The organism is Rhizobiaceae bacterium (assembly GCA_023953845.1).
GTDB lineage: Bacteria > Pseudomonadota > Alphaproteobacteria > Rhizobiales > Rhizobiaceae > Arvimicrobium.
Map to the genome: position 1 here is coordinate 1,707,086 of JAMLJC010000001.1, position 15,118 is coordinate 1,722,203.

Genomic DNA, 15,118 nt, shown 5'->3' on the forward strand with positions numbered 1-15,118 from the left:
GTTCAGGCGCCCGGCGCGGCGAGTTTCGGACGTTCGGCCGCCGAAAGCTCGAGGATCTTCGTCGTATGCACGTCCTCCGCTTTCGGACGGCCGTTGGGATATTGCCCGACCTTGTCCAGAAGCGCGATCTGGTTCTCGATCGAGGCGGGATCGAAAGTCCCCCAACCGTCCCTGGCGGTATCGTCGTCGAAGGAGAGTTTGAGGACGAGATCGATCGTCTTCTCTTCCCATCCCAGGTCGAGCTCAGGATAAGCCTCCACCATCTTCCCGACGGCCTCCTTCGGATTGGCGTGAACCCGTCCCCAGCCTTTGCCGACCGCTCCGATGAATTTCGCGAGCGTTTCCGGATCATTCGCGATCGCATCATCCGTGGCGAAGTAGACATCGGCATAGGATTCGATCCCGAGATCGCGCACCAGAAGATCGATGCGGTCGTCACCGACGACGGAAAGCGCCTGCGTGTTGGTGATCCATCCGCCGATGGCGTCGACTTCACCTCTGACCAGCGGCCCCTTGTCGAAGCCGACATTCACGACGTTCACGTCGCCTGAATCGATACCGTTCTTCGCAAGGATAGCATCCATGACGAAACGCGCGGTCGGCTGGATGCCGATCGATTTGCCCTTGAGGTCCTCGGCCGTCCTGATCGGCTTGCCGGGCTTCGAGGTGAGCGCATAGGGGCCGGTGCGGAAACCGCAGGCGAGGATCTTGACGGGCACGCCGCTCGCCCGTGCAGCAAAAAGCTGCGGCGTTTCCGAGAACTGACCGAGCTGGGCGCTGCCGGACACGACCGGCGGCACAGTCGCGGAATTGGGGCCGCCGGGGCTGAATTCGACATCGAGCCCGGCCTCCTTGAAATAGCCGTTGGCCACGGCCGCGATATCGCCGATCTGGCCGTTGGACATCAGCCAGTCATACTGGATGACGACCTTGCCGGCGGCGCGCGCGCCCGGCGTCAGGATAAGCTGCATTCCCGGCGCGAACGCCGCGAGGGCCGCGGCACCGGTCTTCAGAAAGCTGCGGCGGCTTGGCGTGCAGTGCGTGGTCACATTCATCGTTCCGTTCCTCTGAGGTTTGTGGTTATCGGTGTCCGGCGGTTACGGCTGCTCGTCGTGATAGTCGCCCGGCCCGCCCTCAAGCCATGCGTAGAGCTCCCACAGCGTATCGTCGGGGTCGGTGAAATAGGCGCAGCGGGCGTTCCAGACGTAGTTCGCAGGCTCGCCGTAGAAGGTGACGCCTTTGGCCGAAAGCTCCGCATGAAGACGGTCGATCTCCGCCGGGTCATCGAGCCGGACGGCCACGCAGGCCTTGTGCGCGCCCTTGGGCGAGCGCAGGTTGGAGACGCCCGTGTGCTGGTTGATATGGTCGAGCTCCCATGCCGCGAGCGTGACGCCGGCGCCGTGGAAATCCGCAAACCCTTCGGCGCGGCGACGCAATCGGAAACCCAGCTTGTCGACATAGAACCTCACGGTCCGCTCGATGTCCTCCACCAGAAGGCATATGTCGGAAATGCGCTTTTCGGTGCCGAAAGCCATGGTCATTTACCTTTCGTGGTTTTCTTGCGCGCCGGCCTGATGTCGACACCCACGCGCTTCGCGGCGCCGATGATGTGCGCCTGCATGGCCTTCTCTGCGGCGACCGCGTCTCCGGCGACCACGGCCTCGTAGACGCGCACATGCTCGCCGACATTGACTTCCACGAGATCGTGAAGGGGGTTCGTCAACCGCGCATACTGGATCGTATGACGGATCTGCTCGCAGACGAATGAAATGAAGGTGTGAATGTAGTTGTTTCCGGTCGCCCGCGCGATTTCGCGATGGAAGGCCAGATCGGCATCGATGCTGCCGTCTTCCCACTTCTCCTCGCCGCTCATGCGGTCGAGCGCCGCCTTGATGCTCGTCAGATGGTCGTCGTTGCGCCGCTCGGCCGCCAGAGCGGCCGATTGCGATTCGAGGATGCAGCGGAGCTCGAACAGCCGCTCCATGTTCTCGACGTCCTTCAGCGCTTCCCGGTCGATGCGGATGGCGGCGCGCTGCTCCGGCGCCAGGACGAAAGCTCCGACACCCTGCCGTGCTTCGACGAGGCCGTCGGCTCTCAGCTGAGCCACAGCCTCCCGCACGACGTTGCGGCTGACCCCGAAACGGTCGGCGAGCTGCTGTTCCGTCGGAAGGCGATGGCCGGGCAGGAGCTGCTTCCTCTCGATCTCCTTCGACAGCAGCGAAGCGACCTGGCTCGGCAGGGCGTCGACGACGCCGATCATCGGAGATCGTTGCTTCATGAGGGTTCCCGTCAGGCCCAGATGGTTTTCATGTTACCCGGTCATCCTACAACTTAGCAAGTACCCGTTGACGTTTGGCGCGCTGTTGGCGTCAGCTTATGTAGCTCGCGGAAAATCCGCATTTATGACAAAGGGTTATGCCGTGGTGCGGACTATGGCAGCGGATGGATTTGACGAAATCGCTCGGCGGCCCTGCTTCCGCGGTCGGCGATTCAGGGCCGAATGAATTCCGCAGGCGATATTCCAGCGACCAAGGTTTGCTGGTGCAACATCGGCTGAAATCGTCCGCTCATTCAGCGGGATGTTACGGATATCCGCCCGGAAAGAGCTTCCTGCTTCATCAGGCAGCAGTCCCATCCGCGCCCCGCAGAGGCACCGGCTTCTACAGCCGACGCGTACTGCAAGCGGCTTTCGGCGAGGCGAAGAGCTGCGACGGCGCGGCCCATTCCTCCTGACGTTCTTTGCGCTCACCGGTGACCAGCGTGCGCATCTGCGACAGGTAGGTCTCGATGAAGAACGCCGTCTGCGATTCCAGCGGCGTGTAAGGCCCCGGCCGATAGACGCGGGAGGCGATGCCTTCGGCATTGTCTTCCGTGATCTTCTTGTCCTGCACCGTGGTCACATCCCACATCCACGAGATCTTGTCCGCATCCACATCCGCGGCGGCGTCCTTGTCGACAAGCCAGGTGATGACGACATCCGTCTCGTTGGCGCTGCGCGGCATCATCTGGAACATCGTCAGGTAGTCGTTCGGCGCGCTGAGGAAGGAGAGGCGCCCGATGCGGAAGCCGTTCTCGCCGCCATCATAGCTCTTGCGGCCGCCCATCAGGCACGAGACAGGCTGGCCGTCGTCCGACAGCGTCAGGCGGCCGGAGCCGATCGGCTTGCGATGCATGGCGAAAGGCATGGTGTCCAGATCGCCGGGCTCCCATATGCCCTTGTGGAACTCGGCGTCGCCGATGACGCTGTGCCAGGCGTCGATCTCTTCCTGCCACTCCTTCGCCTTGTACTCGTCGCGCATGGCCGTGACCTTCACATGGCCGTTCACCCGGAAATATTCCGGATGCGCCGGACGGCAGTGGTAGCATTCGAGAAAATTCTCCAGCACCAGCTTCCAGTTGGCCTTGGTCAGGTAGTTCTTGCGGGCGACGATGCGCGCGTTCGGCACGCCGTTCTCGCGCAGCAGTTCCGTCAGCCCGTCCGCAGCCGGCTCGATGTTCGGCAGGCTCGACTCTTCGAGCCCGCACATCACCAATCCTCCGAACGTTTTCGTCGGAACCTTGTGGAGTCCCAGCTCATCGGGATCGACTCCTTCCGGCAGGTCGCGCCGCGTCTGCAATTCGCCTGTCAGCCGGAACGACCATGCGTGATAGGGGCAGACGAGCAGCCGCCCGCGCCCGTCCTTGACGCAAAGCCGCGAACCGCGATGGGTGCAGACATTGTAGTAGGCGGCGATATCCTCGTCGCCGTCGCCGAAGCGCACGACGATGATCTCCTCGTCGAAGAGGTTCCGGATAATGTAGCTGCCCTTCTCCGGCAACTCGCTGGCATGCGCGACGATCACCCACTGGCGGGGGAACCAGAGCTGCCGCTCCAGCTCGAAAATGTCCGGGTCCAGATAGAAGGGCTGCTGCAGCGACCAGTCCTTGCGGTGTTCGTCGATGAGGCGGATGACGCGATTCCGGTCAATGGCCGACAAGGCCTTTTCGCTAGCGGGCATGGAAATCTCCGGCGGCTGGCTCGACAATGACTTTTCATCAGAGTTGCGGCGAAGACTTCCCATCATCAAGCATGATTTTGGCAGGCTTCCATCTCGAAAAGGCATGGAATAGCATCCGCGCCACAATGAAGACGCTGAAGGCATCCCTTCCCCTGCTCAACGCCATGGTCGCTTTCGAGGCGACGGCCCGCCACGGCAGCCTCACGGTGGCGGCGCAGGAACTGGCGATCGCGCAGTCGGCGGTGAGCCGCCACATCGCCAATCTCGAAAGGCGGCTGGCGGTCGAGCTCCTGTCGCGCAAGGGCAACCGCGTCGCTCTCACCGAGGAAGGCGGCGTCCTCGCAGAGGCAATCCGCGATGGGTTCGGAACGATCCGCGATGCCGTCGAGCGCCTGTCCGAGCCGGACCGCGACACATTCGTCATCGGCAGCGGCTACGATCTCGTCCAGGCATGGCTGATGCCGCGCTTCGATCTCGTCACCTCGCTGGTGACGCATGGCCGCGTGACGCTGCTCACCTCAAGCGATCCGGACGATTTCGGTCGGCCGGAAGTGGCGATCTCCATCCGTTTCGGGCGGCCCGAGCAATGGCCGGGCTTCGTCGCGCGGAAACTCTTCGACGGCGAGTGGTTTCCCGTCTGCTCGCCGGCCTTCCTGCAACGCCATCCCGCGCTGCGATCCGAAGATCCGGCCGTGTTCCTCGACGTACCGCTGCTGCATCTCGCCGCGCCCGCCGATGCGATCGACAACTGGCGATCGTGGATCGGCACCGAGCGGAGCCTCCCGGGGCCGACCTTCTCCAGTTACCTGCCGATGATGCACGAGGCGATCGCCGGACGCGGCGCGGCACTCGCCTGGGCGGGTTTCGTCGAGGAGCAGCTCAAGCTCGGCCAGCTCGTGCGGCTGACCGAAGCGTCGCGCCGTCATGACGATGCCTTCTACCTGCTCACCCGCAGGAAGACGAACGCGACGGTTCAGGCCGTGGCGCAGGCTCTGCTCGACAGCGCCGCGACGCGCTGAGCGGGCGCGGCTATTCCGCGGCGGTGGCGAAGCGTTTTGCGCCGTGGCGCGCGCTCCATGCCGGCATGGACGCCTCGACATCCGCTTCGCTGGCGAAGGCGTGGCGCGCGTAGCGGTCGACGCGGAAGCGCGTCGGATCGACGAAGCGTTCCGTGCCGAGCAGGATTTCGCTGGCCAGCTTTCCGAGGCCGGGACCATGGCTGACGCCGGATTCATTGTCGCCGCCGACAACGACGACGTTTTCGCAGCCGGGCACGTGATCGATGAACAGGCCGACATCCGGCGTGTAGCAGGGAACGCCCTGCGCCCAGCTGGCGACTTTCGAGCCGCGCAGCGGCGGGAACACTTGCTGCAGCTTTTCCATCTGCTGATCGACCATCGACTGCATGAGCGCGGCATCGCGCGGCTGGCCGGGTTCCACGTCTTGCTGGCCGAGCCGATGGAGCGGCGTGTAGTGGCTGCCCGTGCCCCACATGATGGCGCCGAAGGTCTCGCGCAGCCAGAGGCGGAGTTCCCGGCACTGGATCGTCGGCAGGGTGGAGGGCAGGCCGCGATCGTCGGTGACGACGCGGGTCGCGACGACGCGCAGCATGGGGAGTTGCCAGCCGAGGCTCGCCAGAACCTCGTTGTTCCATGCGCCGGCCGCAATCACGACGCCGTCGGCCTCGACCGCGCCGCCGCTGGTTTCGAGCGTGACCCTGCCGCTCTCGTCACTGATGGACGTGACGCGAACACCGCTCTTCACGACGCCGCCAAGACGCTCGATCTCGCCGACGAGGACGCGCATGGCCAGCGTCGTGTCGACCTGGATGCCGTGCGGATTGTAGGCGCCGGAGTGGACGCGCGCCGGATCGACCAGCCCGCCCATCTTTTCGCCGATCTGCCTGGCATCGAGATCCTGCATCTCCTTCGGCGCATAGGGGGAGTTCAGCACCGGCGCCACGAAATCCTCGCGGCCCTGCTCGGTAAGCGCCATGATCAGCGTGCCGTTCGGGCGGTAGCCGATTTCCATCCGCCCGAGTTCGTGCAGCATGCGGTAGAAGTCGAGCCCGTATTGCTGAAGCTTCAGCCCTTCCCCGCCGACCGGGATCATGCCTGCCGACCAGTGCGAGACGAAGCCGGCGCCGGCCCCGGTGGTCGCCTTGCCCGGCGCAACGGCTTCCAGCAGCGTGACGTTTTTCACGCCAGCCTTCAGCAGATGATATGCGGCGGAGCAGCCGATGATGCCGCCGCCTACCACCACGATGCGCTTTCCATTCCCTGTTGCGGCCATTGTCATGCTCCTCGGATGGTGGGGGACTGGTTATGTCCGTTCACATGGGTTTCGAGCCACCAGACGATTCTGGCGGCGGAATCGAGATATTCCGGATAGGTGCGGACGCTGTGCCCCGCATTCGGATAAGTGACCAGCGCGCTCGGCGAGCCGGAACGCAGGGCGGCGAAATGGCATTCCAGCGCCTGCGACGGCGGCGTGCTCTTGTCGATGCCGCCGGCCATGACCAGTGTCGGGACCTTCGCCTTTTGCCTGAAGAAGGCGGGGCTTCGCGAAAAGTAGGCTCCGCCCTCCTGCCAGGGGGACGATTCGAGGAACAGCGCGTCGAATTCGGGAATCTGCGTGGTGCGGTGCTGGCTATACCAGTCGCCGACGGGCGAGATCGGGATCGCTGCCGCGAACCGGTCGCTGCGCGTCGGCAGCCATGCGGACATGAAGCCGCCATAGCTGGTGCCGGTGATGGCGACCCGGTCCGTATCGACCCATCCTTTCGCAACCAGCGCATCGATGCCGCTCAGTATGTCGCCGACATCCGCTCCGCCCATGTCCCCCTTGACGGCGCGGGCGAAGGCGTCGCCGCGCCCGGTGCTGCCGCGCGGGTTGGGGAAGAGGATCGCCCAGCCAAGCGCGGCGAGGATCGGCGCTGCGCGCGTCCGCGCCGCCCATCGGTTCCGGTGCGCCGAGACCGGCCCGCCATGGATGTCGACGAGAAGCGGCGCGGGTCCGCTCGCCCGCGACGGACGCAGCAGCCAGCCATCGATCTCCATTCCGTCAGGCGCCGTCCAGGTGAACGGCTCCATGACGCCGCGATTCTTCATCGCGGCTTCAGCCTGCGGCGCGGCGAGGGAGGCGATCTCCCGCAAGCCGTTCTCGTCGGCTTTTGCGAGGAGCGGCGCTCGCGACCAGGATTCCGCCACAAGCAGCGTCCCGGTCTCTCCGACCGGAAAGGCGGTCGGCACCCACTCGCCCGACGTCAACTCCGTCGAACACCAGATTTCGGCCACTCGTCCGTCGGCAAGATCGTAGTTGGCCACGACGGTTTCGTGGCCGCGCAGCCCGGCCAGATGCAGGCGCGTGGCGGAGCGCCACTCGATCGACGTGATGTCGATGCCCTTGGTCGCCACGGTCCCGACGCTGCCGTTTTCAGAGTCAATCAGCGTGAGTTGTCCGGCGACGAGACCGCGATCGCTGCAGAAGGCCCGGATGACGGCGATGTGTTTTCCATCCGGCGACCCGCGCGGCACGCCGAGCTGGTCCGGCGGCGTATGCAGCGTGGTTGCCATGCCCGAGGCGATATCGATCAGCGATAGCCGGGCGGCGTACCAGCTGCCCTCGCTATGGTGATCGCTGGTGATCGCAACGATTTTTTCCAAACCGCACCAGCTCGCCTCCCAGACATTAAGAGGAGCGCCGGTGAGAGGGACAGGATCTCCGGTCAGAGACCAGACCCAGATCCGGCGCCACAATTCGTCGCCTTCGCCCCACGCCACCTCCGGGAGCCAGGCGGGCGCGTCCGATTTGTGCTTCTGCGCATAGCCGCCATGGATGCCGGCGAGATCGGCGCCCTGCCCGGCCACGACCAGAAGCAGCTTTTGGCCGTCCGGCGACCAGTCGATCTGCTCGATGCGGCCAGGAACGCGGCCGGTGGCGATGCGCGCGGCTCCAGACCACAATTCTATGCCATCGACGCCCGCATCGTCGGTAGCGGCCGCCACGGCAAGTGTTCTGCCGTCGGGCGACAGGCGGATCTGCCTTGTCTCGCGGTCGTTGAGGCAAACCGGCGCGCCGCCATCGCGCGCCACGCTGTAGAGGCGGTTCGAAACGCCGTCTTCGAAACCTTCCGCAAAGCTCTGGCCAATGAAATGAAGATGCTCGCCTGTCGTATGGCCGCAGAGGCTGCGCGCGCCGAAGACATGCCCGTTCAACCCGAAAAGGTCGCGGTAGAAAGCCAGTACCGCTTCGTATTCCGGCGATGACCGGAAATCCGGCTTCATCGAGCGCTTCCCCGATTTCCTGCCGCGCTGTGCTTTTCCATTGCGGGCGCCTCCTCGCGCCGAGCGGCAATCGCTCCCTTGCGCCACGCTTCAGGATACCCACGCCTCACGCGTTGTCTAGACACGAGTGTACAATGGATTGATCCAGAGCCGCCCGCTAGATCGCGATTGCTTGACCGGAAACGCTCCAGATGCAGACATCGGCCTGAAGCCGGCTCCAGACGAAAGAGGCCAAGACCGTGAGCATCGCAGAGAAAGTCCAGTCGATCCTCGACGGCGAAGTGATCTGGGACGCGCATTCCGGCTTCATGCCCGACCCGGCCGCCGATCTCGACAATTTGCGGATCTGGCTCGACGCGGGCGTCGACTATCTTTCCATCGACGTCGGTTTCGACCTGCTGCCGTGGGAGAAGACGGTCGCCACGCTTGCCGCATTCCGGCACTGGATTCTCGCTCGGCCCTCGGAATACGCACTGGTTTCATCCGCCGATGAAATCCTGGCCGCGAAGAGCGCGGGCAGGCTCGCGGTAACTTTCGACATCGAGGGGATGAACGCGCTCGACGGCCGGATCGAGATGGTCGAGTTCTATCATCATCTCGGCGTGCGGCAGATCCTGTTCGCCTACAACCGCAACAATCTCGCCGGCGGCGGCTGCCATGACGAGGACATCGGCCTGACCGCCTTCGGCCGGCAGGTCATCGATGAGATGAACAGGCTCGGCATGTTCGTCGACGTCACCCATACCGGCTACCGCACGACCATGGACGTGATGGAATACACCGACCGCCCGGTGATCTTCTCGCACTCCAATCCGAAGGCGCTGTGCGGTCATGGCCGCAACATCACCGACGAGCAGATCAGGGCTTGCGCGCGCACCGGCGGTATCATCGGCGTTGTAGGACTCAACCGTTTCCTCGGCGAGAACCGCACGGATTCGGAGCGGCTTGCCGACCATGTCGAATACCTCATAGACCTCGCCGGGCCACGCCATGTCGGCATCGGTCTCGACTATGCCTTCCCCGTCGAGATCGAGGGCATCGACACCGTCATCGCCGACAACCCGCAATTCTGGCCGAAGAACGAGTATCCTGCCGGCGCGACCACCTACGCCGCGCCGGCGCAGATGCGCGAACTGGTCGAGGTGCTGCTGCGCCGCGGCCAGCCCGAACGGACGGTGCGCGACGTCATGGGCGGTAACTTCATGCGGCTGGCGCGCGAGATCTGGAGATAGGCTTGTGACCGGCCTCATGCCTCGGGCCGCGAGGGATTTTCAGTTCCCGATCGGCTTGATTTGCGCGTTTTTTTGACTGGACATGGGTGTCCGGAAAGCGCACGCTAAGCGCATAAGGCGGTCCGGACGGAGGCACCGGAATGTCAAACCAAAGGCGCCGCGGCGCGTCATAATCGAGAGGGTCGAACATGAGCGAACTTGCCAACACCAACGTTTCTCGCCGTACGGTACTTGCGGGCGCCGGCGCCCTCGGTCTCGCCTCCCTGATCTATCCGACCGGTCGCTCGCAGGCCGCGGGATCGATCCTCAAGGTGCGCTCCTATGCCGACATCCAGATACTCGATCCGGCCTACCGTCTGGCGGCGCCGGAAGGCGACATCACCAACGTCATCTTCGCCGGTCTGGTCGTGGCGACGTCCGGCGACAAATGGGGCTGGAAGCCCATGGCGGTCGAGACGATCGAGCAGCTCGACCCGCTGACAATCTCCTTCAAGCTGCGCGACAATATCGGCTTCACCGACGGCTTCGGCCAGTTGACGACGGAAGACGTGAAGTTCTCGATCGAGCGCATCGCCGATCCCAAGAACGAGTCGCCCTATGCCGGCGACTGGGCGACGCTGAAGGAGGTGGAGATCAAGGACAAGCTTTCCGGCCTCATCCATCTCAAGGAAGCTTTCGCGCCGCTATGGACCTCGACGCTTCCGACACCCTCCAGCACGATCCTCTCCAAGCGCGCGGTGACCGAAGCCGGCGGCAAGCTCGGCGTCACCGCAGTCGCGCAGTCGGGTCCCTATCTTCTCAAGGAATGGCTGCCGAAGCAGCGTACCGTGCTGGTCCGCAATCCCGACTGGAAATATGAGCAGGGCGGCTATGACGAGATCCACATCCATCCGATCGAGGACGAGAAGACGGCCGAACTCGGCTACGAGGCCGGCGATCTGGATTACACCTGGACCTCGGTCTCCTCGATCTCGCGCCTGAAGCAGACGCCTCCGGCAGACACGACGGTGGTCGAGAAGCCGTCGCTGGCCTTCGTCTGGTTCGGCATGAACAAGGCGGTGGCGCCGTTCGACAATCCGGACGTCCGCCGCGCCGTCCAGTATGCCGTGGACCGCAAGGCCGTGGTCGACGCGGCGTATTTCGGGGCCGCAGCGACCTCGACCGGCATTATCGCGCCGGGCCTTATCGGCCATCGCGAAAAGAACCTTTACGACTACGATCCGGACAAGGCTCGCCAGATGATCGAAGCCGCCGGCATCAGCGGCCAGACCGTGGTTCTCGACATCCTCAACAAGACCGAGCGCCTCACCGCCGCCCAGGTCATCCAGGCCAATCTGCAGGATGTGGGCCTCAACGTCGAGATCAAGCAGAATGACAGCGGCACGTTCTGGACGCTGGGCTCCAAGGAGAACGAATACCACAAGAAGCTGCAGATGGTTGTGCAGCGCTTCTCCATGCAGCCCGATCCGAGCTGGGCGACGGAATGGTTCACCCGCAGCCAGATCGGCGTCTGGAACTGGGAGAGTTTTGACAGCGAGGAGTTCGACAATCTCGTCACCGCCGGCAAGGTCGAGCTCGACGACGCCAAGCGCGACGCCATGTACAAGAAGATGCAGGACCTGATGGAGGAGAGCGGCTGCTACGTCTTCCTCACGCACGAGGTTGCCGGCGTCATGTACCGCAACAGCGTCGCCGCGGGCCTGAAGCCCAACGGCGAACCCGTCTTCGCGGAATTCAAACCCGCCTGATGACCCCGGCAGGCACGGCGCGGGGCGGATCGGGCAAGGCCTGAGATGCTCCGCTACGCACTCAAGCGACTGGGCCTCGGCATCGTCATCGTGAGCGTCGCGATGATGATGCTGTTCGCCATGGTCTATGTGATCCCGGGCGATCCGGCGTCGGTCGCGCTGGGTCCGCGCGCATCGCCGCAGATGATCGAGGCATTGCGCGTGCGCATGGGGCTCGACCAGCCCATCTGGATGCAGTTCCTCAAATTCTACACCTCGGCGTTCCGGGGCGATCTCGGCACCGAAGTCCTGTCCGGCCGGCCCGTGCTCACCGTCGTCTTCGAGCAGCTGCCCTTCACGCTGGCTCTGATTGCCGGCGCGATCTCATGGTCCGTGCTGCTCGGCATCCCGCTCGGCTGCATCGCGGCGGTCAAGCGCGGCGGCTTCGTCGACCGGGTCATCGGCGTACTCTCCGTCGCGGTGATCGCGGTGCCGTCCTTCGTCATCGCCATCTACTCGCTCCTGGTGTTCGCCGTGGCGTTGCAGTGGCTGCCGGCCATCGGCGCCGGTGAGCCGGGAGATGTGGCCAGCCGCCTGAAGCACCTGGTCCTGCCGTCGCTTGCGGTCGGTCTCGGCTGGGTCGGCTACATCGCGCGCATGGTGCGCGCCTCCATGCTGGAGACGCTGGAGGCGAGCCACATCCGCACGGCCCGCGCCTTCGGCCTGACCGACAGGCGCATCACCTATTCCTACGCGCTGCGCATCGCCATCCTGCCGACGATCACCCTGCTCGGTGTCGGCATCGGGCACATGCTGTCGTCCTCCGTCTTCGCCGAGATCGTCTTTGCGCGGCCGGGCATCGGCAAGCTCGTCTATGAGGCGATATCGGTGCGCAACTATCCGATCGTCACAGGAGCCGTCCTCGTCACCACCGTCTTCTTCGTCGTCGTCAACGTTCTCGCCGATATCGTCATCGGTGTGCTGGATCCCCGTGTCAGAGCAAGTTTTGACTGATCGGCCGCCGCGGGCGCGGTTCCCAGGAGCGAGCCGCGTCGTCAGGCGCATTCTCCGCGAACCGCTCGGCGCGCTCGGCCTGGTGCTTGTCGTGCTTGTCGTTCTGTCGGCCCTGTTCGCGGACGTTCTGACCAGCTATCCGCCGGCGAAGCTCTCGCCTGCCGAGCGTTTCGCGCCGGCGAGCCTGACGCATCTTCTTGGCACAGATCATCTGGGTCGCGACCTCTTCTCGCGCGTGCTGCATGGCGGCCGCATCGCGCTGGCGATCGCGGTGGGCGCGACCGGTGCGTCGCTCGTGATGGGCATCGTGCTCGGCCTGATCGCGGGCTACGGGCCGCGCTGGCTGGACAACATACTGCTGCTTCTGTTCGACGCGGTGAAGAGCTTTCCGACGGTGATGCTGGCGCTGACGCTGGTCACGCTCACCGGTCCGTCCCTGCTCGCAGTGGTGGTCGTCGTGGTGCTGGTCAGCGTTCCCGGCTACGCCCGCATCATCCGCACGCAGACGCTGGTGATGAAATCCGCCGAACATGTCATGGCGGCGCGCTCGATGGGCGCCGGCACGGCGCGGATACTCGGTGTGCACATACTGCCCAACGTCATCGGCCCCATCCTGATCCTGGCGTCGATGGACATCCCCGTCGTGGTGGCGATCGAGGCGGGGTTGAGCTTCCTTGGTCTGGGCGTTCGTCCGCCCATGCCGAGCTGGGGTTCGATCCTCAATGACGGCTTCGCCAACATCCGCGATTCCTACTGGATCGTGATCGCCGGAGGCCTGCCGATCGTGCTCACCACGCTCGGCTTCACCTTCCTCGGCGAGACGCTGCGCGACGTGTTCGACCCGAGGCTGAGAGGACGCGTATGACCGTCCTCGACATCCGCGACCTGAGCGTCGACTTCGCCACGGAAGCCGGAACGCTGCAGGCGCTGAAGAAGGTCAACCTGACCGTGCCGAAAAACCGCATCGTCGGCGTCGTCGGCGAGTCGGGCTGCGGCAAGTCCACGCTCATCAACGCCATTCTCGGGCTGCTCGCCGACAATGGCGAGATCACGTCTGGCCGGATAGCGTTCGAGGGCGGGCAGGATCTGGTCCGGCTCGATCCTGTGGCGATGCGCGCCCTGCGCGGGCAGAAGATCGCGACCGTGTTCCAGGACCCGATGGGCGCGCTCAATCCGGTGCTGTCGGTCGGCCGGCAGATGCGCGACATCCAGTACCGCTCGAACCTGTCGCGCCGGGAGAAGGACGCCCGCTCCGTCGCCATGCTGCGCAAGGTCCGTATTCCGGACCCGGAGAAAAGGCTGGAGCAGTTTCCGCACGAATTCTCCGGCGGCATGAAGCAGCGTATCGCCATCGCCATGGCGCTGATGATGGAGCCGTCTCTGCTGATCGCCGACGAGCCGACGACCGCACTAGACGCGACGCTCGAAGTGACGATCATCGAGCTCCTGAAGGAGCTCCAGCAGCAGCTCGGCTGCTCCGTGCTCTTCATCTCCCATCATCTCGGCGTCATTGCCGAACTCTGCGACGAGATGATCGTGATGTATGCGGGCGAGGTGGTCGAGCGCGGCTCGACGCGGGACATCTTCCACAATGCCCGCCATCCCTACACGCGCAAGCTCCTGGCCTGCGATCCGGCGCGGCTTTCGCACCGCGCCGCGCGGCTGCCGACCATTCCGGGCACCTTGCCCGATCTGAGGCGCCGTCCCGAGGGCTGCGTCTTCCAGGCGCGTTGCGAGCTGGCCGATGCCATATGCTCGACCATGCCGCCGGATGCCGTCATCGGCGAGGGGCATGTCGCGCGTTGCTGGCACACCGACCGCTCGCTCGCCATTGGAGCAGTCGCATGACCGGCGAGCCGCTGCTTTCCGTTTCCGACCTCAAGGTCCGCTTCCGCATTGGCGGCTTCATGGCGGCGCTTGCCGGCCAGCCGACGGAAATCGAAGCGGTGGCGGGCGTCAGCTTCACGCTGGAGCGCGGCCGCACCTTCGCTCTGGTTGGCGAGTCCGGCTCCGGCAAGACCACGCTGGCGAGGGCGGTCAACGGGCTGCAGAAGTCCGCTGCCGGTTCGGTACGCTTCGAGGGCCGCGAACTGCGCAGTCTGCCGGCAGCCGAATGGACGCCGCTGAGGCGGCGCATGTCGATGATGTTCCAGGACCCGGTCGGGTCGCTGTCGCCCCGGCTCAGCGTGCGTTCGCTGCTGGCCGAGCCCTTCGCGATCCATCGCCTGTCCGGCCGCGACGTCAATGCCGAGGTGATGCGCCTGCTCGCCCTTGTCGGCCTGCCGCGCGATTTTGCCGACCGCTATCCGCACCAGCTTTCGGGCGGACAGGCGCGGCGCGTCGGCGTCGCACGCGCCGTGGCGCTCGATCCTGTGCTGATCATCGCCGACGAGCCGACCGCCGGCCTCGACGTTTCGGTGCAGGGCGAGGTGCTGAACCTGCTCAACGATCTGCGCGACCGCATGGGCCTGTCCATGCTGATCATCACGCACAATCTGCATGTGGTGCGGCAGATCGCCGACCGCATGGCGGTGATGTATCTCGGCCGTTTCGTCGAGGAAGGCGAGACGGAAGCGATCTTCACCGCGCCGCATCATCCCTATACGGCGGCGCTGCTGTCGGCCAATCCGGAGCCTGACCCGGACAAGGTGCACGATCGCATCGCGCTGCCGGCCGAGGTGCCGTCGCTGCTTGAGCGGCCGTCCGGCTGTGAGTTCCACACCCGGTGCCCCTTCGTGCGCGACATCTGCGCGTTGGACGCCCCCATGTCGTCGGTCGTCGGCGCCAGCCGGCTGACCTGCCATTTCCCGTTGAATGCTCGATCCGCCGCCGAGGCGCACACCGCAATCTAGAAGGACGAT

At 64.9% G+C, this 15,118-nt stretch carries 13 protein-coding genes; 7 read left to right on the forward strand and 6 right to left on the reverse strand.

Annotation, left to right across the window (positions count from 1 at the left end; translation table 11 throughout):
• Positions 1-2: 2 nt before the first annotated feature.
• The 4 genes from M9955_08490 to M9955_08505 all read right to left on the reverse strand — a co-directional run bounded on the left by M9955_08490 (position 3) and on the right by M9955_08505 (position 3,998).
• Positions 3-1,055 carry an ABC transporter substrate-binding protein gene (locus M9955_08490; protein ID MCO5081681.1) on the reverse strand — a complete coding sequence of 351 codons (1,053 nt, stop codon included), beginning with the start codon at positions 1,053-1,055 and terminating at the stop codon, positions 3-5.
• Positions 1,056-1,097: 42 nt separating this feature from the next.
• Positions 1,098-1,541 (reverse strand): VOC family protein, encoded by a 444-nt coding sequence (locus M9955_08495; protein ID MCO5081682.1) that lies wholly within the window; start codon positions 1,539-1,541, stop codon positions 1,098-1,100.
• Positions 1,538-2,278 carry a FadR family transcriptional regulator gene (locus tag M9955_08500; protein MCO5081683.1) on the reverse strand — a complete coding sequence of 247 codons (741 nt, stop codon included), beginning with the start codon at positions 2,276-2,278 and terminating at the stop codon, positions 1,538-1,540. Before M9955_08500 ends, M9955_08495 begins: the two co-directional genes overlap by 4 nt.
• Positions 2,279-2,660: 382 nt before the next feature.
• The gene (locus M9955_08505; protein ID MCO5081684.1) at positions 2,661-3,998 is read right to left on the reverse strand and encodes an aromatic ring-hydroxylating dioxygenase subunit alpha; all 1,338 of its coding nucleotides are present in this window, start codon (positions 3,996-3,998) and stop codon (positions 2,661-2,663) included.
• A 125-nt stretch (positions 3,999-4,123) separates the two neighbouring features.
• On the opposite strand from M9955_08505, the gene M9955_08510 reads away from it, so the two are divergent.
• Complete coding sequence (locus M9955_08510; GenBank protein ID MCO5081685.1) at positions 4,124-5,017, forward strand: LysR family transcriptional regulator; 894 nt, start codon at positions 4,124-4,126, stop codon at positions 5,015-5,017.
• Positions 5,018-5,027: 10 nt separating this feature from the next.
• Here the strand turns inward: M9955_08510 and M9955_08515 are convergent, their stop codons facing one another.
• Positions 5,028-6,290: an FAD-binding oxidoreductase gene (locus M9955_08515; protein ID MCO5081686.1), complete on the reverse strand. Its 1,263-nt coding sequence runs from the start codon at positions 6,288-6,290 to the stop codon at positions 5,028-5,030.
• Positions 6,291-6,292: 2 nt separating this feature from the next.
• Complete coding sequence (locus tag M9955_08520) at positions 6,293-8,284, reverse strand: prolyl oligopeptidase family serine peptidase (GenBank protein ID MCO5081687.1); 1,992 nt, start codon at positions 8,282-8,284, stop codon at positions 6,293-6,295.
• A gap of 239 nt (positions 8,285-8,523) precedes the next feature.
• Here M9955_08520 and M9955_08525 point away from each other — a divergent pair, with 239 nt between their 5' ends.
• From M9955_08525 to M9955_08550, 6 genes are all read left to right on the forward strand, one after another.
• Positions 8,524-9,516, forward strand: coding sequence for a dipeptidase (locus M9955_08525; GenBank protein ID MCO5081688.1), 993 nt, complete (start codon positions 8,524-8,526; stop codon positions 9,514-9,516).
• A 188-nt stretch (positions 9,517-9,704) separates the two neighbouring features.
• Positions 9,705-11,264: an ABC transporter substrate-binding protein gene (locus M9955_08530; GenBank protein ID MCO5081689.1), complete on the forward strand. Its 1,560-nt coding sequence runs from the start codon at positions 9,705-9,707 to the stop codon at positions 11,262-11,264.
• A gap of 45 nt (positions 11,265-11,309) precedes the next feature.
• Positions 11,310-12,257, forward strand: a complete 948-nt coding sequence (locus tag M9955_08535) for an ABC transporter permease (GenBank protein ID MCO5081690.1) — start codon at positions 11,310-11,312, stop codon at positions 12,255-12,257.
• Positions 12,250-13,122: an ABC transporter permease gene (locus tag M9955_08540; GenBank protein MCO5081691.1), complete on the forward strand. Its 873-nt coding sequence runs from the start codon at positions 12,250-12,252 to the stop codon at positions 13,120-13,122. Before M9955_08535 ends, M9955_08540 begins: the two co-directional genes overlap by 8 nt.
• Entirely contained in the window at positions 13,119-14,105 is a 987-nt protein-coding gene (locus tag M9955_08545; GenBank protein MCO5081692.1) for an ABC transporter ATP-binding protein, read from the forward strand. Before M9955_08540 ends, M9955_08545 begins: the two co-directional genes overlap by 4 nt.
• Positions 14,102-15,109, forward strand: a complete 1,008-nt coding sequence (locus M9955_08550; GenBank protein ID MCO5081693.1) for an ABC transporter ATP-binding protein — start codon at positions 14,102-14,104, stop codon at positions 15,107-15,109. The genes M9955_08545 and M9955_08550 overlap by 4 nt, the downstream gene beginning before the upstream one ends.
• Positions 15,110-15,118 lie beyond the last annotated feature (9 nt).